Raw genomic sequence first — 24891 nt, forward strand, 5'->3', positions numbered from 1 at the left:
CGGCCGCGCCATCGGCATGTCGCTGATGGTGTTGGCCTGCGTGGCGCTCGCATGGGCCGCATTGGGCACGATCGACATCGTCGCCTCCGCGACCGGGAAGATTGTGTCGAGCGGGCGAAGCAAGGTGATTCAGCCATTCGAGACCGGCGTGGTGCGCGCTATCCACGTTCAGGACGGGCAGGCGGTCAAATCAGGCGACGTGCTGATCGAGCTCGATCCGACCGTGAACGCCGCAGAGCGCGATCGTCTGCATGACGATCTCATGGCCGAACGGCTCAATATCGCGCGTCTTCGTGCGGCACTAGCGGTCGGCGAAGATGCTCCCGCCGATCTCGTCGCACCCGGGGACGCCGACCCCATGCTGGTCGCGACGCAGCGGCAGCTTCTCGTCAATCAGGTCGGCGAGCATCGCGCCAAGCTCGCGGCGCTTTCGCGCCAGGAAGCGCAGAAGGACGCCGAGCATCAGACGATCGCGGCGACGATTCACAAGCTCGACGCGCTGTTGCCGGTCACGCAGCAACGCGTCGATATCCGCAAGACGCTGATGGAAAAGGAAATCGGCTCGAAGCTGACCTACTATGAGACCCTTCAGCTCCAGATCGAGCAGCAGGAGGAGCTCCGCGTCCAAAGCAGCCGCCTGACGGAAGCCGAGGCAGCAGTCGCGGCGATCCGGGAGACCCGCATCCAGGCCGTGGCCGAGTACGGGAAGAGCCTGTCCGACGATCTCGCGAAGAGTGAGCAGAAAGCGAACGGGATTGCGCGGGACCTGATCAAGGCGCAGCAGAGGACGCGGCTCCAGCAACTGACGTCACCGGTCGACGGCGTTGTGCAGCAGCTGGCGGTTCACACCGTGGGAGGCGTGGTCACGCCTGCACAATCGCTACTCGTCATCGTGCCGACCGATACGCGGCTCGAGATCGAGGCAATGATTTCCAACCGCGATATCGGGTTCGTTGAGGTCGGGCAGGGTGCCGCCATCAAGATCGACACCTTCAACTTCACCCGCTACGGCCTTCTGGAAGGCCGCGTGCTGAGCGTTTCGCACGACGCCATCATTCGCGACCATCCGCCGGAGCCCGGGAACGACCGTGCGCTCGCGGCGCAACACGACAGCAGCGAGCCCAACGGGCAGGAGCTGAGCTACAGCGCACGCATCTCGCTCGATCGCACACAGATGCAGGTGGACGACCGTCTCGTCAGCCTGTCACCGGGAATGGCGGTGACCGTGGAGATCAGGACCGGCTCGCGAACCATCCTGAGTTACCTGTTATCGCCGCTGCGACGCTACCGGCATGACATCATGCGGGAGCGCTAGGTTGTGTCTATTTTATAAATTATTACAATGACTTGTGTTGTCTGACCCGCGCGCCTCCGGCGCCCGCCCCGCTACTGTGCATGGGGTTGTTTTTCACATTTTGATGGGAGCCTCGACCGGTCGAGCGGTCCGGCCCCTCACGGCCCCGATGCTATCCCGCCGCCTCATCGTATTGCGTGCTCGCCTCCAGCCATTGCTCCTCCGCGCGCGCCAGCGCGTCGGCTGCATTGGAGCGTGCCTTCGACAGTTGCGCGGCCTGCTTGGGGTCGCGGGTGAAGATGTCGGGCAGGGCAAGCGCAGTGTCGATTTTGGCGATGATGTCGCTGACGCGGGCGATCTCGACTTCGGCTTCCGCGATGCGCTTCTTCAGCGAGCCGCGATTGTCCGATTTCGGACGCTGCGGCTTCTCGCTCGCTGCGCTGCGCTCGCGCGGGGCGGGTTCGGCATTGCGCGCGGACAGCACCAGGCGGCGGTACTCGTCGAGATCGCCGTCGTAATTGGTCACAGTGCGGTCGGCGACGATCCAGAGCCGGTCGGCGCAGGCCTCGATCAGATAGCGATCGTGCGAGACCATGATGACCGCACCCGGAAACTCGTTGATCGCCTCGGCGAGTGCGGCGCGGCTGTCGATGTCGAGATGGTTGGTCGGCTCGTCAAGGATGATCATGTTGGGGCCGAAGAAGGTCGCTAGCCCCAGCAGGAGCCGCGCCTTCTCGCCGCCCGACAGTTTTCCCGCCTTGGTGTCGGCCGCTTTGCCGGAGAAGCCGATCGCGCCGGCGCGTGCCCGCACTTTCGCTTCGGGCGCATCGCCCATCAGCTTGCGGATGTGGTCGTAGGCGGAGGCGTCCTCGTTCAGCTCGTCGAGCTGGTGCTGCGCGAAATAGGCGATCGACAGCTTGTCGGCTCGCGTCACCTTGCCGGAGAAGGGCGCGAGGCGGCCGGCGAGCAGCTTGACCAGCGTCGACTTGCCGTTGCCGTTGGCGCCGAGAAGCGCGATGCGGTCGTCATTGTCGATGCGTAACGTGACGCGGCCCAGCACCGGCATTGCCGGATCGTAGCCGACCGAGGCGTTGTCGACGGCAATGATCGGGGGCGACAGGATTTTCTCCGGCGCGGGAAAGCTGATTTCGCGCACGTCCTCGGTGACCAGCGCCGTGATCGGCTTGAGCCGCTCCAGCATCTTCACGCGAGACTGCGCCTGGCGCGCTTTCGAGGCCTTGGCCTTGAAGCGATCGACGAAGGCCTGCAGGCGCGCGCGCTCGGCTTCCTGGCGCTTGACCTGCTTGGCATCGAGCAGCTCCCGTGCGGCGCGCTGCTCCTCGAAGGAGGAGTAGGTGCCGCGGTAGAGCGTGAGCTTGCCGCGCTCCAGATGCAGGATCTGGTCGACCGAGCTTTCGAGGAGATCGCGGTCGTGGCTGATCACGATCACGGTGCGCGGATAGTGCGCGAGGTGATCCTCGAGCCACAGTGTGCCTTCGAGGTCGAGATAGTTGGTCGGCTCGTCAAGGAGTAACAGGTCGGGCGCCGCGAACAGCGTGGCGGCAAGCGCGACGCGCATACGCCAGCCGCCGGAGAACTCGGCGCAGGGGCGCAGCTGATCGGCGGCGGAAAAGCCGAGGCCGGAGAGGATCGCGGCGGCGCGGCTCGGCGCCGAATGCGCGTCGATGTCGACGAGCCGGGTCTGGATCTCGGCGATCCGGTGCGGATCGGTCGCGCTTTCGGCTTCGGCGAGCAGCGCGTCGCGTTCGAGATCGGCCTTGAGCACGACGGAGATCAGGCTTTCGGGGCCGTTCGGGGCTTCCTGCGCGAGGCTGCCCACCCGCCAGCGCGGCGGCAGGGTCACCGAACCGTGCTCGGCCGCCAGCTCTCCCCGGATCACCTTGAATAGCGTCGACTTGCCGGTACCGTTGCGCCCGACCATGCCGACGCGCGAGCCGGGCGTGATCTGCACGGAACTCTGGTCAATCAAAAGGCGTCCGGCGAGGCGAATGGAGAGGTCGGTGATCGAGAGCATGCGGCCTTGTCACCGCAGGCGGGATCAAACGCAACCCGTTTTTCCGTGTCGCTCGGTCAGTGCGAGTCGCCGTCGCGCTTCTTCAGCTCGCTGAGGAGCTGCTCGATATGCGTCGGAAGCCGGGGCTCGGGGCGAAGGCTCTGCTGGAGCCGCTCGCCCACGGCTTCGCAAATCGAGCGGCTGGTCCGCCGGTCGATCTGTTCGCTGTCATTGGCAGAAAGGCCAGCCATCGCGGGGTCCGTGCTCTCAAAGTAACGACACGGTACCAAGTCCTTGGCCCCCAAAATGGTTTCGCCGTATGTGGGGAATGCTTGGCATTCTAGTAAAAATAGTATGAACGCGTGATATCCGCCCAAATACAAAGCCCCGGCGCAGGGGGGGGGAACGCCGGGGCTTCGCTTGGAGGGTACCTTGGGGGAAGGTACCGGTAGGAAGGTGCTGTCGGGCTCAGTAGCAGCGGTTGATCAGCCGCCAGCGAGGTCCCCAGGGGGTCGGGACCAGCCGGCGCACATAGCAGCCGCCATAACCGTATGAGACGGGGCCGCCGACATAGTAGCGCGAAGCGCCCCAGCCGTAGCCACCGTGCCAGCCGCCACCGTGCCAGCCCCAGCCGCCATGCCAATGAGCGGAGGCGGAGGTCGGTGCCAGCGCGGCACCCAGCGCGGCCGCGGCGACGGCGGCAAGCGAAAGTTTCCTCAACATGGTGATCTCCTCAAAACTGCCGGCGCGGGGCTATCGCGTCGATGGAAAGGCCGCCGAAACGGTCCGCCTCATGATCAGGCTTTGGTTTCGATGGGCTCGACCTTACGCCGGCGAGGCTGAACCGAATCCTGACAGGGGCTTCAGATTGGGTTCATCCACGTGAAATTGTTGTAATCCATGCTGGAATCAGGCGCCTGCGCCCTGCGGCGAAGCGCCTGCGAGGGCCGATCCGGCGGTCGCTTGCCGGATGGCGAAGGCGCCGATATAAGCCCCGCAACTCCGAACCACCGATTTTCCTCAAGGACATGACCATGGCGATTGAACGCACTTTCTCGATCATCAAGCCCGATGCGACCGCGCGTAACCTGACCGGCGCGGTGAACGCCGTGATCGAGAAGGCCGGCCTGCGCATTGTCGCGCAGAAGCGCATCCGCATGACCAAGGAGCAGGCCGAGACCTTCTATGCCGTCCACAAGGCGCGGCCGTTCTTCGGCGAGCTCGTTGAGTTCATGACCTCGGGCCCGGTGGTCGTCCAGGTGCTGGAAGGCGAGGGGGCTGTTGCCAAGTACCGCGACGCGATGGGTGCGACCGATCCGTCCAAGGCGGCCGAGGGTACCATCCGCAAGCTCTACGCCAAGTCGATCGGTGAGAATTCTGCTCACGGCTCGGACGCGCCGGAGACCGCCGCGATCGAGATCGCGCAGTTCTTCTCGGGCAACGAGATCGTCGGCTGATCCATCAGCTGGTACTAAAGCGCGATGAATGCCATCGCGCTTTAGGTTCTTGTTTGAGCATGATCTTTTCGGAAAACCGCTTCACACTTTTCCGGATCATGCTTTAAGACGACGGGGCGAAAGGACGTATTGTGAACTGGCTCTGGCAGATCTTCGATCCCGCTACGATCGGGGTATTCTTCACCCAGTTCCGCAATGAGATGGCCGAGCCGACCTTCTGGATTGCGGTCGGCAAGATCATCTGGATCAACATCCTGCTCTCCGGCGACAATGCGCTGGTGATCGCGCTTGCCTGCCGCGGCCTGAAGCCGCGGCACCGGCTATGGGGCATGATCCTGGGTGCCGGCGCGGCGGTGCTGCTGCGGATCATCTTCACCGGCATCGTCGCGAGCCTGATGGAGCTGCCTTACCTCAAGCTCATCGGCGGCCTCGCGCTGATCGTGATCGCGGCAAAGCTCCTCGTGCCGGAGCAAGAGGACGAGGACGGCGTCGAGTCGGCTTCGCATCTCTGGCAGGCGGTGCAGATCGTCGTCGTCGCCGACATCGTCATGAGTCTGGACAACGTCATTGCGGTTGCCGCCGCCGCCAATGGCAGCGTGCCGTTGCTGATCCTCGGCCTCGCCATCAGCGTACCCCTGATCGTGGCCGGTGCGGCGCTGATCATGGCGCTGCTCGCCAAGCTGCCGGTCCTGGTGTGGGCCGGTGCGGCGCTGCTCGGCTGGATCGCGGGCGAGGTGATCGCGACCGATCCCGGCGTCGCGCCGAAGCTGCACACGCTGTTCGACGGCCCGTTTGGCGCCTCGCTGGACAGCATGCTTGGCGCCTTGCGCATCCCGCCGCAGTTCGGTCACGGCGGCGGAGGCGGCGAATATCTCTGCGCGGCGCTCGGCGTCGTCGTCGTGCTGGTCGTCGGCAGCATCTGGCGCCGGCGCAGCCTGAGCCAGGCCGCGCTCGCATCCTCCGAGCGCCACGCCAAGGCGTCGGCGGAGTAACCTCGGCGATCTGATCAGTCCTGCTTGCCTCTTTCCCGCTGGGATAGGTCTTGCTTGAGATCATTCCGATCGACTGCGACACCAGCGATTCGCAACTAGACCGGTCGGGCCTCCGACGGACCGCCGCTTGATAAGCGGCGTTGGCCGGAAGACGCGAGCAACCACCGGCATGTGCTCAGCGGAAGAGCGGCTCCGTCTTTTCAACCACCGCGCGATTTAGATTTTGTCTCATTATAAACTATTGAAAACAAGGGGTTCTTTCGTTGACTCGATGAAGGCTCCCGCGGCACGTCGTTCCGATATTCACGTCCATCAAATCGGAAGCTGTCGCAATGCCATCGAGAGTCATTCGCCGTCCTGTTGCTGTTCTTGCCGCTAGCGTCAGAGCACTTCTGGCGTGCTCCAGCCCGACGGCATTCGCGGCCTCTGTGGTCTCCGTCGCCCTGTTTAGCGACGGCTTCCTGCATGACACCAACGCGCAGAGCGCTGTGCCGGGGACGGAGCAGGGGACGACATTGCCCGCAGTGACCGTCACCGCAGATGCGCCGAAGCCGCGCGCACGTCCACGGGTCAATTCAGCCCGAAGGGCCGGCCGTCAAAGCGCGCCTCCGAGTGAGCGCGCCAAGATGCAGGCGGAAGCGACTCCCACGGCTGCCAAGCCGGGCGCACTTCCGCCCTCCTACCCGGGTGGACAGGTGGCCCGCGGCGGCCAGATTGGCTTGTTGGGCAACAAGGACTTCATGGATACGCCGTTCAACATCACGAGTTACACGGCGAAGAAGATTGAAGATCAACAGGCCACCACGGTTGCCGACGTCGTCAGCAACGACCCTTCGGTCCGTTTCACGGGGCAGACCGGCGGCATTCTCGACTCCTTCTTCATTCGTGGCTTTCCGATCGGCGAGGGGAATGTCGGAGAAATTGCCTTCAACGGCGTCTATGGTGTTGCGCCGAACTATCGTGTGTTCACCGATTACGTCGAACGCATCGAAATCATCAAAGGCCCGGCGGCGCTGCTTTACGGCATGGCCCCGAACGGCAGCGTCGCGGGCACCATCAACATTGTTCCAAAACGTGCTGGGGATGTCGATCTTACACGGGTTACGACCGACTACGCGACAAGCTCCCAGCTCGGCACGCATCTCGACGTGAGCCGACGGTTCGGCGACAACCGCGAATTCGGAATTCGCGTCAATGGCAGCTACCACAATGGCGATACGCCGCTGGACAACCAAAACCGGGAGGCGTATGTCGGCGCCGCCGCGTTCGACTATCGCGGCGAAAGATTCAGGGCTTCGCTCGACTTCATCGATCAGGACGAGAAGTTCGACGCTCCCACGAGGCCGTTTCTGGTGGCAACAGGCGTAGCTGTCCCGACCGCTCCGGTCGGAAGGCGCAATGTCACCCAGGCCTGGGAATGGTCCAAGGTTCACGACAACTCGCTGCTGGCGCGCGCCGAATACGATGTGACGGAATCCGTGACTGTGTTCGCCGACGCCGGTGGTGGCAGGACCCAGGTCGATCGTCTTTTTGGTACGCCGACGATCCTGAACGCGGCTGGCAATACCACTTCGATACCGGGGCATTTCAAATTCGATATCGACAGGAATGTTGCCGACGCCGGTGTGCGCGCCCGTTTTGAAACCGCCGCGATCAGTCATGCCGTGAGTTTCCAGGGGAGCTACTACACAGATGAGATCTCGCGGGGCTCCGTGTCCGGCACGCCGGTTCTGTCCAACATCTACGCGCCGATCGCCCGTCCCGAGCAGCTCGTTCCTGCTCCCGCGACTGTTCCAAAGCTTTCAGATAGCGAATTGACCGGCCTGGCGCTGGCCGACACGTTGTCAGTTTTCCAAGAGCGTATTCAACTGACCGTCGGCGTCCGGCAACAGGGCGTCAAATCGAACAACTACAACACCACCACGGGCGCGGTCACCGCTTCCTATGACCAGACGGCGCTCACGCCGATGGTCGGCGTCGTCGTCAAGCCCTGGAGCAACGTTTCGCTTTACGCCAACTACATCGAAGGGCTCAGCAAAGGCGACATCGCGCCGACGACGGCGAGCAATTCCGGAGAAGTCCTTGCACCTTATTTCAGCAAGCAGCAGGAAGCGGGCGTCAAGATTGATTTCGGCATGCTGGCCACCACCATCAGCGTATTCGAGATCACCAAGCCATCGGGACAGCTCGGTGTCGACAAGGTCTTCCGGGCCGACGCCGAACAGCGCAATCGCGGCCTGGAATTCACGGTATTCGGAGAGGTGCAGCCGGGCGTTCGCGTGCTTGGCGGCGTGACGCTCATCGATCCGGAGCTGACAAAGACGAGCACGCCATCCAATCTCGGCAAGACGCCGATCGGTGTGCCTCAGGTGCAAGCCAATTTGTCCGCTGAATGGGACACCCCGTTCGCGCCTGGTCTGACGCTGGTCGCAAATACGGTCTATACGGGATACCAATATCTGGATGCGGCGAACACGCAGGTCGTTCCGGCCTGGACGAGACTCGACCTCGGTGCCCGTTACACCACACGAATCAACAACCGGCCGGTCGCGCTCCGGGCCCTGGTCCAGAACGTGTTCGATACCAATTACTGGTCAGGCGTGGCGAGCTACTCGGGATTGTCCCAAGGTGTGCCGCGAACCCTGCTGTTGTCGATGTCCACGGATTTCTGAGACAGGTCGGCTTTGACGCGTGCAACAATGCTGCCTGGACGCGTGCGGCACGCGCTCTCATTGGCTCACCGATGGCTTGGATTGACCGGCGGCATCGTCGTGGTGCTGATAGGCCTGACCGGAAGCTTTATCGTATTCTACCGGGAAATCGACGCCGCTTTGAATCCGGCGCTCTACACCCCGATGAGCCCGGAGCAAAAGGTTGAATTGACCGAGGTGATGCGCGCTGCTGCGGCAGCGGATGCCGCGCCGATTTCCACCATACTGGCGCCGGATCGGACCTGGCCGGTCTGGGTCGTGATCCATACGCACGAAACCGCGACAGGCCGCACCCCGAATCGTTGGACGACCATGGTCGATCCTTCGAACGGGAAGGTGCTCGGGCGGCGTGACTACGTCAATGCGTTCGCACTCAAGGTTTATCGTCTCCACTACACGCTGCTACTCTATGAGTGGTGGGGCAAAGAGCTGGTCGGCGTGGTCGGGTTCATACTGCTCGGCCTGGCCCTGTCGGGCCTCATCCTGTGGTGGCCGAGGGCGGGCCAATTCTGGCGATCGGTGTCCGTGTGCAAGAATGTTTCGCTATTTCGATTTGTTTTCGACGTTCATCGCGCGGCCGGCTTTTGGGCGTTGTTCGCACTCCTGGTGATCTCAATCACGGGAGTCGGGATCACCTTTCCCGACGTGGTGCGTCCTGTCGTCGGTCTTCTGTCGCAACCGACACCTGATCCGTCGCCGCGGATTGAAATACCGCCTCCGGCTGGGACGCCGCTGCTCCCGGCGGACGCGATCGTGCGGATCGCGCAGGCGGCCAAGCCTGGCGTAGCGATCGCGATGCTCAACCCGCCAACAGCAACGCGCAACACGTGGCGCGTGCAGTTCCGTCCCGAGGGCGCTGATCCCGCCGTGCGGTCACGGGGGGCAATCTGGCTCGATCCATGGAGTGGCGCCGTGGTGCACGACCGCACCTCGTGCACCATGTCCATGGCTGACCGCTATTTGGCCGAACAGCTCTGGCTTCACAACGGTTCGGCGTTCGGACTCGTGGGACGCCTGCTGGTGTTCACAACCGGCTTCGCGCCTCTCGTCCTGTTCGTCTCCGGCCTGATCATGTGGCTCAAGAAACGTCCCGGCAGGATGAGGACCAGCTAGCCAATCAGCGCCTCACGATCGAGCCGGAGCGGCCGACCAGGCGGGCGAGCTGGCGGAAGCGGCCGCCGACGCGGTCGGCGACGAGGTCGCCGAGGCGATGCTCGAACACCAGCATCAATTTGCGTCCCTGGCTGCGGAAATGCGTGGCCGGCAGCACGCCCGGCCGCGCCGCCGAGATCAGATGTGCGACGCGGAATGCCGCACCCAGCAGGCGGGCGCGTTCGAGCTGCGCCGGCGTCAGCAGCTCCTGCATGTTGGCCGGCGGCTGGTTTTCTTCGCTGAGGCCCGCATAACGATAGAACACCGACAGGCCGACGAAGGCGCGCTCGGTGTGGGTGATCGCGCCGAAGTTTCCGTTAACGACGAGGCTCAGCGTCTGCTCGCCGCGATGGTCGGGATGCACGCGCCAGCCGATGTCGGAGAGCAGGCACGCGGTGTGACGCAGCCGGCGGTCCTCTTCGGTCTCGCGCAGCTTCACCACACGCGCGAGGCGGTCGGTCCAGGCAATCAACTCACGGGCGTGCTTCGCCGAGCGCGACAGCAGCTGGTTCAGCTCTTCGGCCGCGCAGATCAGCCCGTCCTCGTTGCGTTCGGACTCCGGTAGCTTCTCGTGCAGCAGGCCTTCGCGCACTCCGAAGGTCGAGAACACGATGGTCTTCGGCTGGGCCACCCGGATGATGTGCTCGAGCACCAGCGCCGCATAGGTGAGGAGCGGGCGGCGTGCGTCGGCGACGATCTCGATGTCGGCGAGCATGTCGGCGGCCGCGAGCCGCCGCAGGCGGCGCGAGAAGTCGAGCGCTTCTGCTGCGGAAATGGAGTAGCCGTGCATCACCTGGAGCGGATAACCGCTCTGGATGATGTGGATGCGCGCGAGCGCACGCCAGGTGCCGCCCACGGCGTAGAAGGTGCGGCCGCGCCCCGCGGTGAGCTGCGGCACCTCGTCGAGCTCCTCGCGCACGATGCGGTCGGCGCGCTTGAGCGATTTGTGCGCGAGGTCCTGGAGCGCAAGACCGCCGAGCGGCATCGTCACACCATTGCGCACGCTGTTCCTGCGCACGTCGATCAGCTCGAGCGAGCCGCCGCCGAGATCGCCGACGATGCCGTCGGGGTGATGGATGCCGGAGATCACGCCGAGCGCCGACAGCCGCGCCTCGCGCGGGCCCGACAGGATCTCGATTTTCACGGCGCAGATGCGTTCGGCCTTCGCAATGAAGTCGGGGCCGTTGGAGGCGTCACGGCAGGCGGCGGTCGCGATCGCAAACACGCGCCCGACCTGCATCACGCGGCACAGCGCACGGAACCGCTTCAGCGACGTCAGCGCCTTGTCGACGGCGTCGGGCGCGAGCAGGCCGGTGCTCTGCACCTCGCGTCCGAGGCCGCACAGCGTCTTCTCGTTGAAGAGCGGAATGAGGCTCCGGGTCAGTCCCTCGTAGACAACGAGACGGACCGAGTTGGAGCCGATGTCGATGACCGCGACGCTCGAGCCGCGCTTGCGCGGCCGCTTCACGTCGCGGATCCCGGATCAGGATTGATGACGTTCATTACGGCGCGTGAGACGGCGCGGCGAGGATTCCTTGAGCGACTTTCCACGGCCAGACAGACTCGGATTTGTCATGAAGTAGTTGTGGACGTTGAAAGGCTCCTCGCCCTTCGCGGCCTTCATACGCGTTGAGGACCCATCGGGCAACAATTGCCAGCTCTGCTCATTGTCCTTCAGGTTGGCGACCATGATCTGTTCGAGAACCTGCTGATGCACAGTGGGATTTTGCAGCGGACACAGCACCTCGACGCGGCGGTCGAGGTTGCGCGGCATCATGTCGGCGGACGAGATATACACAGCGGCTTTCGCGCTCGGCAGGCCCTGACCCATGCCGAAGCAGTAGATTCGGCCGTGTTCCAGGAAGCGTCCGATGATCGACTTGACGCGGATGTTCTCCGACAGGCCGGGAATGCCGGGCCTGAGGCAGCAGATGCCGCGCACCACGAGCTCGACCTGCACGCCGGCTTGTGACGCCTCGTAGAGCGCGTCGATGATGTCGGGGTCGACCAGTGCATTCATCTTCATCCAGACCGCGCCGGGGCGGCCGTGCCGCGCATGCGCGGTCTCGCCCTGGATGTGCTCGATAATGCGCTTGCGCAACGTCAGCGGCGACACCGCCATCTTTTCCAGATCGCTTGGCGCGGCATAGCCGGTGATGAAGTTGAACACGCGCGCGCCGTCGCGGCCGATGGTTGGGTCCGAGGTGAAGTAGGAGAGGTCGGTGTAGATGCGCGCCGTCACAGGGTGGTAATTGCCGGTGCCGGTGTGGACGTAAGTTGTGAGGCTTCCGCCTTCACGGCGCACCACCATCGAGAGTTTGGCGTGCGTCTTCAGTTCGAGGAAGCCGTAGACGACCTGCACGCCAGCGCGTTCGAGATCGCGCGCCCAGCGGATGTTGGCCTCTTCGTCGAAGCGCGCCTTCAGCTCGATCAGCGCAGTGACGGACTTGCCGGCTTCGGCGGCTTCCGCCAGCGCGCGCACGATCGGCGAGTTGTTGGAGGTGCGATAGAGCGTCTGCTTGATCGCGACGACATCAGGATCACGCGCGGCCTGCTGGAGGAACTGCACCACGACGTCGAAGGATTCGTAGGGGTGATGAACGATGAGATCCTTCTGCCGGATTGCGGCAAAGATGTCGCCGCCATGCTCGCGCACGCGCTCGGGATGGCGCGGCACGTAAGGGGTGAATTCGAGATCGGGACGGTCGAGGCGGGTGAGCTGCGAGAGCTCGTTCATGGCGAGTACGCCGTCGACGAGGAACACCTCATCGTCGGCAGCCGAGAGTGCGTGCTGCACGAAGCTGCGCAGCTCCTCCGGCATCTTGGCGTCGATCTCGAGCCGGATCACCGACCCGCGGCGGCGGCGCTTCAACGCCGTCTCGAACAGGCGGACGAGGTCCTCGGCCTCTTCCTCGATTTCGAGCTCGGAGTCGCGGATGATCCGGAAGGCGCCCTGGCCGTGCAGATTGTAGCCAGGGAACAGCCGGTTGATGAACAGGGCGGTGGCCTGCTCCAGCGTGATCAGCCGGACCTTGCCCTCGGCGGGCAGGCGGATGAAGCGGTCGATCTTGCCGGGCATGCGGATCAGCGCGTTCATCTGCTTGCCGTCGGCCTCGCGCGTGAGCTGCAGCGCGATGGTGAAGCCGAGGCTTGGAATGAACGGGAAGGGGTGGGCCGGGTCGATCGCGAGCGGGGTCAGCAACGGGAACACGTTGTTGAGGAAGTAGTCCTCGATCCAGGTCCGTTCCGCCTTGGTGACGTCCTTGCCGTCGACCAGCACGATGTCGACGTCGGCCAGCGTGCTGCGAAGGTCGCGCCAGATCGCCTGCTGGTCGGAGGCAAGCTGGGAGACCGTGCGGTTGATCAGCGCGAGTTGCTCGGACGGCGTCAGGCCGTCGGGGCTGCGCTCGGCAATGCCCTCGCGCACCTGGGCCTTGATGCCGGCGACGCGGACCATGAAGAACTCGTCGAGGTTATTCGCCGAAATCGACAGGAAACGCACCCGTTCCAGCATGGGGTGGCTGGGATTGACCGCTTCCTCCAGGACGCGGCGGTTGAAATGCAGCCAGGAGAGCTCGCGGTTGATGAATCGTTCGGGGCTCGATGCGATCGCCGGCAGGCTCTCGGTCTCTGCGACTTTCTCTTTAGTCTCAACAGCTTGCGCGATGTCCATGAGAAGTCGATCCATCCAGTTTGCCCCAATTTGCGACTTACGCGCAAAACCGCCGGGAGCATGTGTTAGGGCGATGACGTTTCGATGACATTGATGTTCCACCGCTCCGCCGCGTCAAGCGGCCTTGGAGCCGGGCGGGCAGGTCAGGCGTCGCGGAGCAGATCAGCGGCTAGGGCCCGGGTGACGGGGCGGCCGAGCCGCAGGGCTTCGCTATCGAGCAGTTCCACGGCTTGCCGGGCCGCGGCCGAGGACCGCTCCAGGCGGGTGGCGAGGTAGCTGACTACGCTCTCGTCCACGGTGAGCTGGCGGTCGGTGCAGAATTTGACGATCAGGCCACGGAAGAGCTGGTCGTCGGGGGGCAGCAGCGCGACCACCGGCACAGCGCGCAGGCGCGAGCGCAGGTCGCGAAGGTCGATCTCAAGCGACGCGGGCGCCTCGCGACCGGTGAGGAGGACATAGGCACCGTCCTCGCGGGCGAGGTTCATCAGGTGGAAGAGGGCGCGCTCGTCGAACTCCTTTGCCTTGAGATCCTCGACCACCAGCGCACCGGTGGCGAGCGCCCCCGGGACGGCTTCGGCGGTCAGCCCATTGGCCGTGGTCGAGCGGGCGCCGGCCTCCTCGGCCCAGATCGCAGCGAGATGGCTCTTGCCGCTTCCTTCGGGACCGACCAGCCACATGATCCGGTTCGGCCATTCTGGCCAGCCGTCGATCAAAGCGAGCCCGGCAGCGTTGGCGGGGCCTTCGAGGAAATTGTCCCGGCTGAGGCTCTCCGCATGCGGAAGCGAGAACGCCAATTGTCGGGGATGAACGCGGCCTGCCACGCTTGCTTTGCTCCACGCCGGACGGCCGGCCTCAGTTGATAGATTCGACCTATCGAGTGCGACTTGTTAAGCGGGACTTGGCCTTTTGCAGGGCCGTTCCGCGCTCGCTCTTGCGCCTATTTTGCGCTCATTTGGCTTCGATCGTGCTCATGTGCCGCAGCCACTCGACGAGATAGAGCGACACGGAGGAGAGCGTGAAGATTGTGACGAGGCCCATCAGGATAATATCATAGGGGGCCGGCTTGAAGCCGAAGGCGAGCGCCGCCAGCACCAGCGCCGCGTAGGCCACTTGCGCAGCGGTATTGAGCTTCGACACCTTCGACGGCTTCATCTCGACCGGCTTGTCGAACAGCCAGGATACGATCACGGCGGCGACGATCATGATGTCGCGCGACACCACCAGGATCACGATCCAGCGGGGGATATCGCCCCAGATGCCGAGCGACAGGTAGATCGAGACCAGAAGCGCCTTGTCGGCGAGCGGGTCGAGCAGAGCCCCAAGCTCGCTCGCCATGTTGAAGCGCTTGGCCAGGAAGCCGTCGACCGCGTCGCTGACGCCGGCAATGAGGAAGACGGCGAACGCGACCTCCATTTGGCTCGACACGATGGCCCAGACGATAATCGGGACCAGCATGATGCGGCCCAGGGTGATGATGTTCGGAATACTCACGTGGCGCTTCCCGGCACCCGGTCTGACCTCGAATCCGGCCCCTTTGGAGGCTGAACCGGTTGATATCTCTACATAGTATACGGTGGGGCGCCATGCGAGCCATTGCGTGTCCCCGGAATTCGACGTAACCAGCCGGAAACCCACTGGAAATCGGGCATGACCGACCGCAAAAACGGCCTCACTTACGCCGATTCAGGCGTCGATATCGACGCGGGCAACCGCCTGGTCGACCTGATCAAGCCGATGGTGCGTGCCACCGCACGGCCCGGCGCCGACGCCGAGATCGGCGGTTTCGGCGGCCTGTTCGACCTCAAGGCGGCCGGCTTCAAGGATCCCGTCCTGGTCGCCGCCACCGACGGCGTCGGCACCAAGGTCAAGATCGCGATCGAGACCGGGCTGCATGGCGGCATCGGCATCGATCTCGTCGCCATGAGCGTCAACGACCTCGTGGTGCAGGGCGCCGAGCCGCTGTTCTTCCTGGACTATTTCGCCTGCGGCAAGCTCGACCCCGAGGCCACGGCCGCGATCGTCGCGGGTGTCGCCGAAGGCTGCCGGGAATCCGGCTGCGCGCTGATCGGCGGCGAGACCGCTGAGATGCCCGGCCTCTACAAGGACGGCGACTACGATCTCGGCGGCTTTGCCGTCGGCGCCGCCGAGCGGGGCACGCTGCTTCCGCGCAAGGACATCGCCGCGGGCGATGCCGTGATTGGCTTGGCCTCGTCGGGCGTGCACTCCAACGGCTTCTCCCTGGTACGGAAGATCGTGGAACAGTCCGGCCTGGGCTTCGAGGCGCCGGCGCCGTTCTCGCCTGTCACGACGCTCGGAGGCGCGCTGCTCACGCCTACGCGGCTCTACGTCAAATCCTGCCTGCGCGCGATCCGCGAGACCGGCGCTGTGAAGGGGCTCGCCCATATCACCGGCGGCGGCTTCACCGACAACATCCCGCGCGTGCTGCCAAAGCATCTCGGCGTCGGCATTGATCTTGAGCGCCTGCCTGTGCTGCCGGTGTTCAAATGGCTAGCGGCGCAAGCTGGCATCGCCGAGCTGGAAATGCTGCGGACCTTCAACTGCGGTATCGGCATGATCGCGATTGTCGAGCCTGACAAGGTCGATCAGGTCGTGCAGGTCTTCGCTGATTCCGGTGAGACCGTGGCGCAGCTCGGCACCGTGATCCCGGCCGAGGGCGAGCATCGCGTCGTCTATAACGGCCACCTCGATCTGGCGCTGTGATGAAGCGCCGCGTCGCCATCCTGATCTCCGGTCGCGGCTCCAACATGGCCGCGCTGATCAGGGCCGCCGCCGCGCCGGATTTTCCGGCGGAGATCTCGCTCGTGATCTCGAACAAGGCCGACGCGGTGGGACTCGAACGGGCCAAGACGAGCGGCGTGAAGACGCAGGTGATCGAGAGCAAGCCGTTCGGCAAGGACCGCGCCGGTTTCGAGGCGGTGCTGCAAGCAGCGCTCGACCAGCATGGCATCGAGCTGATCTGTCTCGGCGGCTTCATGCGCTTGTTCACGGCGGAATTCACCAGGGCCTGGTACGGGCGGATGCTCAACATCCATCCATCCCTGTTGCCGTCGTTCCCCGGCCTCGACCCGCACGGTCAGGCCTTGCGCGCCGGGGTCAAGTTGTCTGGCGCGACAGTGCATTTCGTAATCCCCGAGACCGATGCCGGCCCGATCGTGATGCAGGGCGCGGTGCCCGTCGGCGATCATGACACGGCGGATACGCTGTCGGAGCGAATCCTCGAAGTCGAGCACCGCATCTATCCCGAAGCGCTGCGGCTGCTCGCGACCGGAAAGGTCCGGATCGAGGGCGATGTCTGCAAGACGGCTGGCAGCGCGGCGTCGGAGAATTTCCTGATTGCGCCTGTGGCGAGCTGAAGCGCCGTCGCGTTTCGTCTTCACAAACAAAATCCCCCGGCAGGGCCGGGGGCAACGTCACGATTTCTCGCGGGCTTGGCCGGGGGAAATCAGGAGACCTTGAGGTTCTCTGCGGACGACTTGCCGCGGTTCTCCACGAGGTCGTATTCAACCACCTGGTTCTCGTTCAGGGTGGAGAGTCCAGCACGCTCGACGGCCGAGATGTGGACGAACACGTCCTTGTCGCCGCCGTTCGGCTTGATGAACCCATAGCCCTTGGTCGGGTTGAACCATTTGACGGTGCCCTTTTGCGGCATCGCTAGTCTCCTCCACTAGATACGAAAAAGACGCGGCCGCCTTTTTTGCGTGCCACGCCACAAACGGGCTTCCGGAAGTCTGTTCGAGTCTTGAGTCTCAACGTCGCGAAACGCACAGCCGAGCGGCCAATTCCGATTGTGTGCAATATTGCAACATGAAAATCGCACATTAGCAAGCCGCGTGCGGATTTCAAGGCCGGGTCGGGTCTAACCGCCTCCTATTTGCGACCTGTGGCAGCGGAACCACAATCGAGGGCAATAGCCCTTGCCCGAGCGCTTCAACCGATTGACGCTCCGTAGCAGTTCAGCACAAATCGCCGCACGCTTCGCAGGTTGTGTTGCATTTTTGCGAGCCGCCATTTTGCTTCGGGATTAGTTGTCATGTGCTGCATCTCGCAGCTCTCCGGGACACGGCAGACGATCCGGCTGGACCGCGTCCGCCGGATCGCGGCTGCGATTGCGATGGCGTTTGCGCTCGTCGTGACGATGTCGGTGACGCCCGGCTTCGCACAAAGTCCGACGCCCACTCCGACCCCGACGCCGACTCCGTCGCCAACGCCGGTGCCGGTGCCCACCTCGATCAATTACGACCAGTCGGCCGGCAATAGCACGCTCAATCTCGGCTCGTGGTTCTTGGAACGGCTCGGCAATCAGGCCTCGGGCGGGTTTAACCGCGCGTTCCGGACCAATCCCGGCGGCGGCGGTGCGTCCGAGAGCACGGAAGATCCGCGCTACCGCACCTGGATAGAGGGCTACGGCATTTCCGTCCGGACCGATGCGCAGGGTGATTTCGTCGGCGACAAGCGCAAGACATTTGGCGGCGTTGCCGGTTTCGGCGCGCGGGTCGCGCCGGGCGTCAATCTCGGCTTCTCCATCGACCAGAGCCACACCGACATCGACGTGCCGCTCGCGCTCCAGTCGGCGACGCTCGATCTGACGCAGATTGGCTTCAATGGCTCGGTCGACAAGGGACCGTGGACCTGGGCCTTCGCGGTGGTGCACGGTTTCGGCAAGGTCCATTCCAACCGGGACACTGGCTTTGGCCTTGCGACCGCGGGCTATCGCGCCGCTGTCGACGGCGCGCTGACCGAGATCAGCTATTACTGGACCCAGGACCAGATGCGGATCGTGCCCAAGGGCGCGCTCGAATATGTTCGCGCCACCAGCGCAGCGTTCCAGGAGGCCGGAGGGCTCGATCCGCTCAACGTTGGTTTCACCGCGCTCTCACGCGCGCGCGTCATGATCGGTGCCGAGATCGGGCGCTACTTCATCCTCGACCAGAAGGTTCTGGACCTGTCGGCCTACGGCAAGTTCGTCGACAATTTTTACCAGAACCTGGGAGTGGTGCAGGTCAGCCTGGGGACCCAGAGCATCATCGTTCCCGGGATCGGCGAGAGCCGTTACGGCATGGATGCCGGCGCCTCGGCCTCGCTCAGTCTGACCAACACCGCGCGGCTCTACATCAACTACGATGCCAAGTTCCGCGACGAACTCACCTCGCACCAGGGCACGGCGGGCTTCGAATATCGGTGGTAATGCGCGAGCATGATCCGGAAAAGTGTGCAGCGGTTTTCCGACAAGATCATGCTCGAGCAAACGGCCGCGCCTATGTCGGCGTCGCCGCGACATATCCCGTCAGCCCAAAGCCTTCTCGCGCAGTCGTCATCATCGGCACCAGCGCGTTCGGATGAATGAACTCGTCGCGGAAGCAGGGATATTTCTTGGGATCGAAGATCTTCTTGAGCCAGTCGACTACGATCCTGTGGCGCTCGGAGGCGCGGAACTCGCGGTGATAGGTGAGCCAGAGATCGGCGTGGTGACTGACGCCAAGATCGACGGCAACGAGCGGCGCGCCGAGCGCGATCGACACCGTCGGCAGGAAGCCGATGCCGGCGCCGCGCTCCACTGCATAGAGCGCGCCGACCGAAGAATTGGTCTTGATCCCGACGATGCCTTCGAGCGACGACAGCCCGAGGATGCGGGCGTAGGCGCCGTCGTCGACCTGCGGCGCGGTCTGCTTGATGATGCGGTGGTCCTTCAGCTCGGCCAGCGTTGACGGCAGGCCGTAGAGCTTCTCGTACTCCTTGGAGACGAAGGGATAGATGTGCAGCCGCCCGAGCTTTGCGACGATCAGATCGGGATTTGTCGGCGGCTCGAGCTGGATCGCGATATCGGATTCAAGCCGTGCGACGTCGGCCTGCTCCATCGCGCAGCGCAGATCGACGGTGATCTTGCGATAGGTCTTCTGGAAATCGATCAGCCGCGGCAGGATCCAGAAATTGCCGGGGCCTTCAGTCACCGCAACACGTACGGTGCCTGTGGTGTCGCTCGACGATCGCGAGGCGCGACGAAAAACGTTGAAGGCATGACGCTCCATGTGTGCGACGTCGGCGATCATCGCAGTGCCTTCGTCGCTGAGCGTGAGTCCGCTCTGGTCGCGCAGGAACAGCTTGCAGCCGATGCTCTCTTCGAGCCGGTCGATCCGGCGCATCAGTGTGGTGGAGGTGAGCCCGAGTTCCTCGGCGGCGTTGCGGAAACTTTTATATTTTGCGCACGCTAAAAAAAGCTTCAAATCATCCCAGGATGCATCCAGGGCCTCTTCACGGTGCTGCATCATCGCAGCACCCCGGTGCAATACTTGCTGCATACGCCTGATCCCCAACCGCTAAGTTCAATGTCGTAGCGGGGCACTAAAGCCCCGAACGATAGAGGGGCGATATGGCTATGGAAAGGGGCTCGTTTGCCGCAAGACATCATTTTGATGCCTTGCCGCTGAGTCCGGATGTCGAAGTTCGTTGCGCGCAATTTTCCGAAATTGCCGCGCTTTCCGACATGGCGCACCGGCTGGTGCCGGGTGTGCAAATCGGGGCGGCGGAACTCGCGAGATACTTCACTTTCGATCCTCAGAGCATCCTGACTTTCAGCCGGAAGGGTAGACTGCTCGGCGGCATGGCCTTCCTGTTTCTCAACGACCGCGGGCACGATGCGCTGCTGCTCGACGAGATCTGCCTCACCTCGCCTGAGACGCACTATCTCGCTTCCGCGAAGGAGGACGTTGCTGCCATCTATATCTGGGCGATCGCGGCGACGGGGCGCGGCGTCGCCGGTCTCGGCAAGGCCGCGGCTCATTTGCGACAGGTAAGATTTCGTAACGCAGATTGCTATGCGCAGCCGTCAACCGTGGCCGGACGAGATATCATGAAGGCGACCGGCTTCGAGCCCATCCCGAGCTTCCAGCCTGACCTCTGGTGTTACGAGCGCCCCTGGCACCGGCAGCCGATGCGCATGCCGGGCGCAATCATCCAAGCAAGGAGTTTTGCAGATGCACGGTACTAGGATTCCTCTCGCCAAGCCCGACTCCCGCGCCATCACCATCCGCCTCGCGCGCGATCCCAGCGATCTCATGCTTGTTACCGCCATCCGCTCGGCGGTCTATCTCGCCGAGCAGGATTGTCCGTTCGAGGAGGAGTTCGACGGCAACGACATGGTCGCCGCGCATTTCATCGGCTTCGTCGGCAACGAGCCTGCAGGCTGCCTGCGGGTGCGCTTCTTCGGCGATTTCGCCAAGGTGGAGCGGCTCGCGGTACGGCACCAATATCGTCGCTCGCGCGTCTCGTTCAAGCTGGTGCAGGCGAGCGTCGACTATGTGAAGCGCAAGGGCTTTCGCAAGATCTACGGCCAGGCGCAGGACCGGCTGGTCGATTTCTGGGCTCATTTCGGCGCCAAGCCGCTGGGCCACAATCGCAAGATCACGTTCTCGGATTTCTCCTATACGGAAATGCTGCTGGAGATCGAGCCGGGGCCGGATGCCATCACGCTGGACAGCGATCCCTATGTGATCATCCGTCCCGAGGGCGATTGGGACCGGCCGGGCGTGCTCGATGCGTCCGCGGGACGGTCGGTGACCTCGCCGCTGCGGGACCTCGCACTCGCCAGCCGTTGAAACTGGTGCAGCTAAGCGCAAGACAATGCTGGTTTCCAACCACGCTGATCCGCCGATCCTGATCTGTGCGGATCTTCAGGTCGAATATCTGACCCCCGGGCGTCGCCACGTGATCCTCGACGGCGACGCCGTCACCGCGCGCTGTCTGGAACTCCTGATGCTGTGGCGCGACAATCTCTGGCCGGTGATGCACCTGAAGCGCATCGCCCAGGCAGCCTGGTTCAATCCGGCATCCAGGCTGACCGATTGGATCGCCGAGACGAAGCCGCAGCCCGGCGAGATGACGTTCGAGCACCCGCTGCCCTCGGCCTACAGCTCGGCGAGGTTTGTGGACTATATGTCCAATATCCGCAATGTGCGCTGCGTGCTGATCGGCTTCTCCCTGGATGAAACCATCCTGGCCACCGCCGTTGAGGGATTTCACCGCAGCCATCGCTACCAGCTGGTCGGCGACGCCGTGGCGTGCCGGCAGCCGGGCACGGGCGATGCGGTCGCCTACAAGCATGCGATGGTGAATGTCCTCGGCAATTTTGCTACAGTCCAGTCCGGCGCCGAACTAATCAGAACCAGCGGCGCCGTCGCTGTTTAGGCGGCCGCGATCGGCGGATGAATGGGGTGGGACATTGTCACGGGGAGAACAGCTCAAGGAGCTGGCAAGCGATCTGTCGCGCGCCGCCGAGGCGGCCCGCCGCATCGGCTTGCCGACAACGGTCTATCTGCTTTCGATGGCGCTTGTGGAGGTGAGGGAAGCCGCTGCCGCCACCGGCGATGCGGATGACGACGGCGCGGCCTGAGAGCTGCCGCGTGTGCGGCTTTGTGCAACGCTGCTGAGCGCTTGCCGCCGCCGAATTGGCGTTGCAAGTTTTGTCCTGTCGCAATAGCCAAGTGACTCGATAATCGAGTGATGACGCTGGCCCCCCGGCGACGTGACGACTTGAGGGATCTCGCAAATGTCCATGCTGCCCAATTCGCAGGAGGCCCGCGATGTGGCCTACCAGCTCCACGCCTATACCAACGCCCGCGCGCATCAGCAGGCCGGCCCGCTGGTGATCGAGCGCGGCGAGGGCCCTTACGTCTTCGACGCGTCGGGTAAGCGCTATTTCGAGGCAATGGCTGGCCTGTGGAGCGTCGGGCTCGGCTTCAACGAGAAGCGTCTGGTCGAGGCGGCGCACAAGCAGATGCAGGCGCTGCCGTTCTATCACACGTTCTCCGCCAAATCGCACGGTCCCTCGATCGATCTCGCCGAGAAACTGGTCGCGCTCGCCCCAGTGCCGATGAGCAAGGTGTTCTTCACCAATTCCGGCTCGGAGGCGAACGATACTGTCCTGAAGCTGATCGCCTATCGCTCCAACGCGCTTGGCCAGCCGCAGCGCAAGAAGGTGATCAGCCGTCTGCGCGCCTATCACGGCGTCACCATTGCATCGGCAAGTCTGACGGGCTTGCCGAACAATCACCGCTCGTTCGACCTGCCACTGCCGAACATCCTGCACGCGGGCTCGCCGCATTTCTACAAGGACGGCGCGCCCGGCGAGAGCGAGGAAGCCTTCGCGACGCGGCGGGCCGAGGAGCTCGACGCGTTGATCCAGAAGGAAGGACCTGACACGATCGCGGCCTTCTTCGGCGAGCCGGTGATGGGGGCGGGCGGGGTCATCGTGCCGCCGGCGACCTATTGGGACAAGATCCAGCAGGTTTTGAAGAAGTACGACATCCTGCTCGTCGCCGACGAAGTGATCTGTGGCTTCGGCCGCACCGGCAAGATGTTCGGCTGCGAGACCTATGGCATCAAGCCGGACGCGATGGTGGTCTCCAAGCAGATCACCTCGAGCTATTTCCCGCTGTCGGCGATCATGCTGAACGAGCGCATGTTCGAGCCGATCGCAGACGAGAGCAACAAGATCGGCGTGCTCGGCCACGGTTTCACCGCGGGCGGCCATCCCGTGGGCTCGGCCATTGCGCTGGAGAACCTCATGATCATCGAGGAGCGCGGCCTGGTCGCGCATGCCGCCGAGCTCGGCGCGTACATGCAGGGCAAGCTGCGCGAGCTCACCAGCCATCCGCTGGTCGGAGAGGTCCGCGGCGTCGGCATGATCGCAGCCCTCGAGCTCGTGCTCGACAAGCAGCGCAAGACGGCCGCTGCAACGCCCGGCGCGGTCGGCGGCATCGCAAGCCGCAAGCTCCAGGAACGCGGCGTGATCTCGCGCAACATGTTAGATGCAATCGCGATCTGCCCGCCGTTGATCGTCAACAAGGGCCAGATCGATGAGCTGGTCACGGCCATCGCCGGCGTGCTCGACGACATGAAGGCGGACGTGGCGAATCTGACGCCGGCCTAGGCTCTCGCCTCGTCTTGGCATTCAATCTAACACCGTCACCCTGAGATGCTCGCCTCTTCGGCGAGCCTCAAAGGGCGACGGCCCGACTGGCTCGCAGCGGGGGCCGCTCATCCTTCGAGGCTCGTCATGCTGCGCATGGCGAGCACGTCAGGAATGACGGTTTAATCGCCTACGCCCGCTGGACCCCGATCACGCGACCTTTCTCGATCGCCAGCGCCAGCTCGCCGCGTTTGAGCTTCAGCGCGGCATCGCCGAACAGTTCGCGGCGCCAGCCGTGCAAGGCGGGCACGTCGGCCTCGTCGTCGGCCGCGATCTCCTCGAGATCGTCGACGGTCGCGATCACCTTGCTGGCGACCGCATGGCGCTCCGCGGTCATCCGCAGCAGCACCTTCAATAGCTCGACGATGGCCGCGCCGTTGGAATTGTTCCGCGGCTTCTCCAGCTTTGGCAGCGTGGAGAAATCCCGCGCCAGCCCGCGCTCGACGGCGGCAACGATGTCCGCGCCCCATTTGGATTTCTCAAGACCCTTCGGCACCGAGCGCAGATGGGCGAGCTTTTCCAGCGTATTCGGCGCATGGGTCGCGATGTCGCTGACGGCTTCGTCGCGCAGCACACGGCCACGCGGCACGTCGCGGCTCTGCGCCTCCTGCTCGCGCCAGGCCGCAACCTCCATCAGCACGGCGAGGTCCTTCGGCTTGCGCACCCGCGTCTTGAGCCGTTCCCAGGCGCGCTCGGGGTGGAAGTCGTAGGTCTTGGGAGACGTCAGGATCTCCATCTCGATGGAGACCCATTCGCTGCGGCGGCGCTTCTTCAGGTCGGCATCGAGCGCCGCGAACACGTCGCGCAGATGCGTGACGTCGGACACCGCATAGTGCATCTGCTCCTTGGTCAGGGGCCGGCGCGACCAGTCGGTGAAGCGGTGGGTTTTGTCGGGCCGATGCCCGGTGACCTTCTCGACCAGCTGATCGTAGGCGATGCTGTCGCCATAGCCGAGCACCATGGCCGCGACCTGGGTGTCGAACACCGGGTGCGGAATGATGCTGGCCTGGTGCCAGATGATCTCGATGTCCTGCCGGGCGGCATGGAACACCTTCAGTACGCTCTCGTTGCCCATCAGCTCGAAGAACGGCTTGAGGTCGATGCCCTCGGCCAGGGCGTCGATGATGATGGCTTCCTCAGCGCTGGCCATCTGCACCACGCACAAGAGCGGGTAATAGGTGGTTTCGCGCAGGAATTCGGTATCGACGGTAATAACGGGGTGCTTGGCCAGCCGGCTGCAGGCAGCCGCGAGGTCAGCGGTGGTGGTAATCAAATCCATGAACGGCCCATGACGAGACCATCAGCCGTTCTGCCGAAAGCGCTGTGATGTCAAGGGGCTTGGAGCGAATTCGAGCCTTGCATTTGGGCCGGAATGGCTTGAACAGGCGCAAAATCCTATTCGTAACGGATCCGCTGCGAGGGTTTTCGCGCGCAGGGCAGCGCCACCACGACCACGCACATGGCGACCAGCGCCAGTCCCAGGAACTCGAAAACCAACAGATCCACGGCAAAATCCCTCGCAAGACCGTTAGAATTGTCGGGGGCGCGTTGACGGTCTGTTAATTCTCGTGGTTACCGCCGGCGCAGTGGGCCGGATGGTGGACGGGGGGTTA

The 24891-nt window shown here is 63.9% G+C and carries 23 protein-coding genes; 13 read left to right on the forward strand and 10 right to left on the reverse strand.

Going from position 1 to position 24891, the window contains the following annotated elements; genetic code table 11:
- The first annotated feature begins 16 nt into the window (after positions 1–16).
- A complete protein-coding gene (locus tag AC630_RS12875; RefSeq protein ID WP_074118900.1) occupies positions 17–1315 on the forward strand; it encodes an HlyD family type I secretion periplasmic adaptor subunit in 1299 nt (432 codons plus the stop codon).
- A gap of 151 nt (positions 1316–1466) precedes the next feature.
- Here the strand turns inward: AC630_RS12875 and AC630_RS12880 are convergent, their stop codons facing one another.
- The 3 genes from AC630_RS12880 to AC630_RS12885 all read right to left on the reverse strand — a co-directional run bounded on the left by AC630_RS12880 (position 1467) and on the right by AC630_RS12885 (position 4031).
- Positions 1467–3329, reverse strand: coding sequence for an ABC-F family ATP-binding cassette domain-containing protein (locus AC630_RS12880; RefSeq protein WP_074118901.1), 1863 nt, complete (start codon positions 3327–3329; stop codon positions 1467–1469).
- A gap of 56 nt (positions 3330–3385) precedes the next feature.
- Positions 3386–3559, reverse strand: coding sequence for a hypothetical protein (locus AC630_RS45385; RefSeq protein ID WP_167561189.1), 174 nt, complete (start codon positions 3557–3559; stop codon positions 3386–3388).
- A 217-nt stretch (positions 3560–3776) separates the two neighbouring features.
- Complete coding sequence (locus tag AC630_RS12885; protein ID WP_074118902.1) at positions 3777–4031, reverse strand: sulfur globule protein precursor; 255 nt, start codon at positions 4029–4031, stop codon at positions 3777–3779.
- Between the two features lie 311 nt (positions 4032–4342).
- On the opposite strand from AC630_RS12885, the gene ndk reads away from it, so the two are divergent.
- From ndk to AC630_RS12905, 4 genes are all read left to right on the forward strand, one after another.
- On the forward strand, positions 4343–4765 hold the full coding sequence (ndk, locus tag AC630_RS12890; protein WP_008130731.1) for a nucleoside-diphosphate kinase: 423 nt from the start codon (positions 4343–4345) through the stop codon (positions 4763–4765).
- Between the two features lie 131 nt (positions 4766–4896).
- On the forward strand, positions 4897–5757 hold the full coding sequence (locus AC630_RS12895) for a TerC family protein (RefSeq protein ID WP_074118903.1): 861 nt from the start codon (positions 4897–4899) through the stop codon (positions 5755–5757).
- A 428-nt stretch (positions 5758–6185) separates the two neighbouring features.
- Positions 6186–8429 carry a TonB-dependent receptor gene (locus tag AC630_RS12900; RefSeq protein WP_502691512.1) on the forward strand — a complete coding sequence of 748 codons (2244 nt, stop codon included), beginning with the start codon at positions 6186–6188 and terminating at the stop codon, positions 8427–8429.
- Positions 8430–8456: 27 nt separating this feature from the next.
- Positions 8457–9581: a PepSY-associated TM helix domain-containing protein gene (locus AC630_RS12905; protein ID WP_074118905.1), complete on the forward strand. Its 1125-nt coding sequence runs from the start codon at positions 8457–8459 to the stop codon at positions 9579–9581.
- 4 nt (positions 9582–9585) lie between these two features.
- Here AC630_RS12905 and ppx read toward each other — a convergent pair whose 3' ends face one another.
- From ppx to AC630_RS12925, 4 genes are all read right to left on the reverse strand, one after another.
- Complete coding sequence (gene ppx, locus AC630_RS12910) at positions 9586–11088, reverse strand: exopolyphosphatase (RefSeq protein WP_074118906.1); 1503 nt, start codon at positions 11086–11088, stop codon at positions 9586–9588.
- 15 nt (positions 11089–11103) lie between these two features.
- On the reverse strand, positions 11104–13293 hold the full coding sequence (locus AC630_RS12915) for an RNA degradosome polyphosphate kinase (RefSeq protein ID WP_074118907.1): 2190 nt from the start codon (positions 13291–13293) through the stop codon (positions 11104–11106).
- A gap of 143 nt (positions 13294–13436) precedes the next feature.
- Positions 13437–14114 (reverse strand): P-loop NTPase family protein, encoded by a 678-nt coding sequence (locus AC630_RS12920; protein WP_074118908.1) that lies wholly within the window; start codon positions 14112–14114, stop codon positions 13437–13439.
- Between the two features lie 127 nt (positions 14115–14241).
- Complete coding sequence (locus tag AC630_RS12925) at positions 14242–14784, reverse strand: CDP-alcohol phosphatidyltransferase family protein (RefSeq protein ID WP_074118909.1); 543 nt, start codon at positions 14782–14784, stop codon at positions 14242–14244.
- Positions 14785–14940: 156 nt separating this feature from the next.
- Between AC630_RS12925 and purM the strand changes: the two genes are divergently transcribed.
- Positions 14941–16014, forward strand: coding sequence for a phosphoribosylformylglycinamidine cyclo-ligase (gene purM / locus AC630_RS12930; protein ID WP_074118910.1), 1074 nt, complete (start codon positions 14941–14943; stop codon positions 16012–16014).
- Positions 16014–16667: a phosphoribosylglycinamide formyltransferase gene (purN, locus tag AC630_RS12935; protein WP_074118911.1), complete on the forward strand. Its 654-nt coding sequence runs from the start codon at positions 16014–16016 to the stop codon at positions 16665–16667. Before purM ends, purN begins: the two co-directional genes overlap by 1 nt.
- 89 nt (positions 16668–16756) lie before the next feature.
- Here the strand turns inward: purN and AC630_RS12940 are convergent, their stop codons facing one another.
- Positions 16757–16963: a cold-shock protein gene (locus tag AC630_RS12940; protein ID WP_008551638.1), complete on the reverse strand. Its 207-nt coding sequence runs from the start codon at positions 16961–16963 to the stop codon at positions 16757–16759.
- Between the two features lie 381 nt (positions 16964–17344).
- On the opposite strand from AC630_RS12940, the gene AC630_RS12945 reads away from it, so the two are divergent.
- Complete coding sequence (locus tag AC630_RS12945) at positions 17345–18499, forward strand: autotransporter outer membrane beta-barrel domain-containing protein (RefSeq protein ID WP_074118912.1); 1155 nt, start codon at positions 17345–17347, stop codon at positions 18497–18499.
- Between the two features lie 70 nt (positions 18500–18569).
- Here AC630_RS12945 and AC630_RS12950 read toward each other — a convergent pair whose 3' ends face one another.
- Positions 18570–19610: a LysR family transcriptional regulator gene (locus AC630_RS12950; RefSeq protein WP_074118913.1), complete on the reverse strand. Its 1041-nt coding sequence runs from the start codon at positions 19608–19610 to the stop codon at positions 18570–18572.
- Positions 19611–19681: 71 nt separating this feature from the next.
- Between AC630_RS12950 and AC630_RS12955 the strand changes: the two genes are divergently transcribed.
- From AC630_RS12955 to AC630_RS12970, 5 genes are all read left to right on the forward strand, one after another.
- On the forward strand, positions 19682–20299 hold the full coding sequence (locus tag AC630_RS12955) for a hypothetical protein (RefSeq protein ID WP_074118914.1): 618 nt from the start codon (positions 19682–19684) through the stop codon (positions 20297–20299).
- The gene (locus AC630_RS12960; RefSeq protein WP_074118915.1) at positions 20286–20906 is read left to right on the forward strand and encodes a GNAT family N-acetyltransferase; all 621 of its coding nucleotides are present in this window, start codon (positions 20286–20288) and stop codon (positions 20904–20906) included. The genes AC630_RS12955 and AC630_RS12960 overlap by 14 nt, the downstream gene beginning before the upstream one ends.
- Before the next feature lie 25 nt (positions 20907–20931).
- Complete coding sequence (locus AC630_RS12965; protein WP_074118916.1) at positions 20932–21495, forward strand: isochorismatase family protein; 564 nt, start codon at positions 20932–20934, stop codon at positions 21493–21495.
- Between the two features lie 34 nt (positions 21496–21529).
- Complete coding sequence (locus AC630_RS45390; protein ID WP_167561190.1) at positions 21530–21700, forward strand: hypothetical protein; 171 nt, start codon at positions 21530–21532, stop codon at positions 21698–21700.
- Between the two features lie 156 nt (positions 21701–21856).
- Positions 21857–23239 carry an aspartate aminotransferase family protein gene (locus AC630_RS12970; RefSeq protein ID WP_074118917.1) on the forward strand — a complete coding sequence of 461 codons (1383 nt, stop codon included), beginning with the start codon at positions 21857–21859 and terminating at the stop codon, positions 23237–23239.
- Between the two features lie 169 nt (positions 23240–23408).
- Here the strand turns inward: AC630_RS12970 and rnd are convergent, their stop codons facing one another.
- Entirely contained in the window at positions 23409–24557 is a 1149-nt protein-coding gene (rnd, locus tag AC630_RS12975) for a ribonuclease D (RefSeq protein WP_074118918.1), read from the reverse strand.
- Positions 24558–24891: the final 334 nt, after the last annotated feature.

This window comes from Bradyrhizobium sp. AS23.2, from assembly GCF_001908185.1.
GTDB lineage: Bacteria > Pseudomonadota > Alphaproteobacteria > Rhizobiales > Xanthobacteraceae > Bradyrhizobium.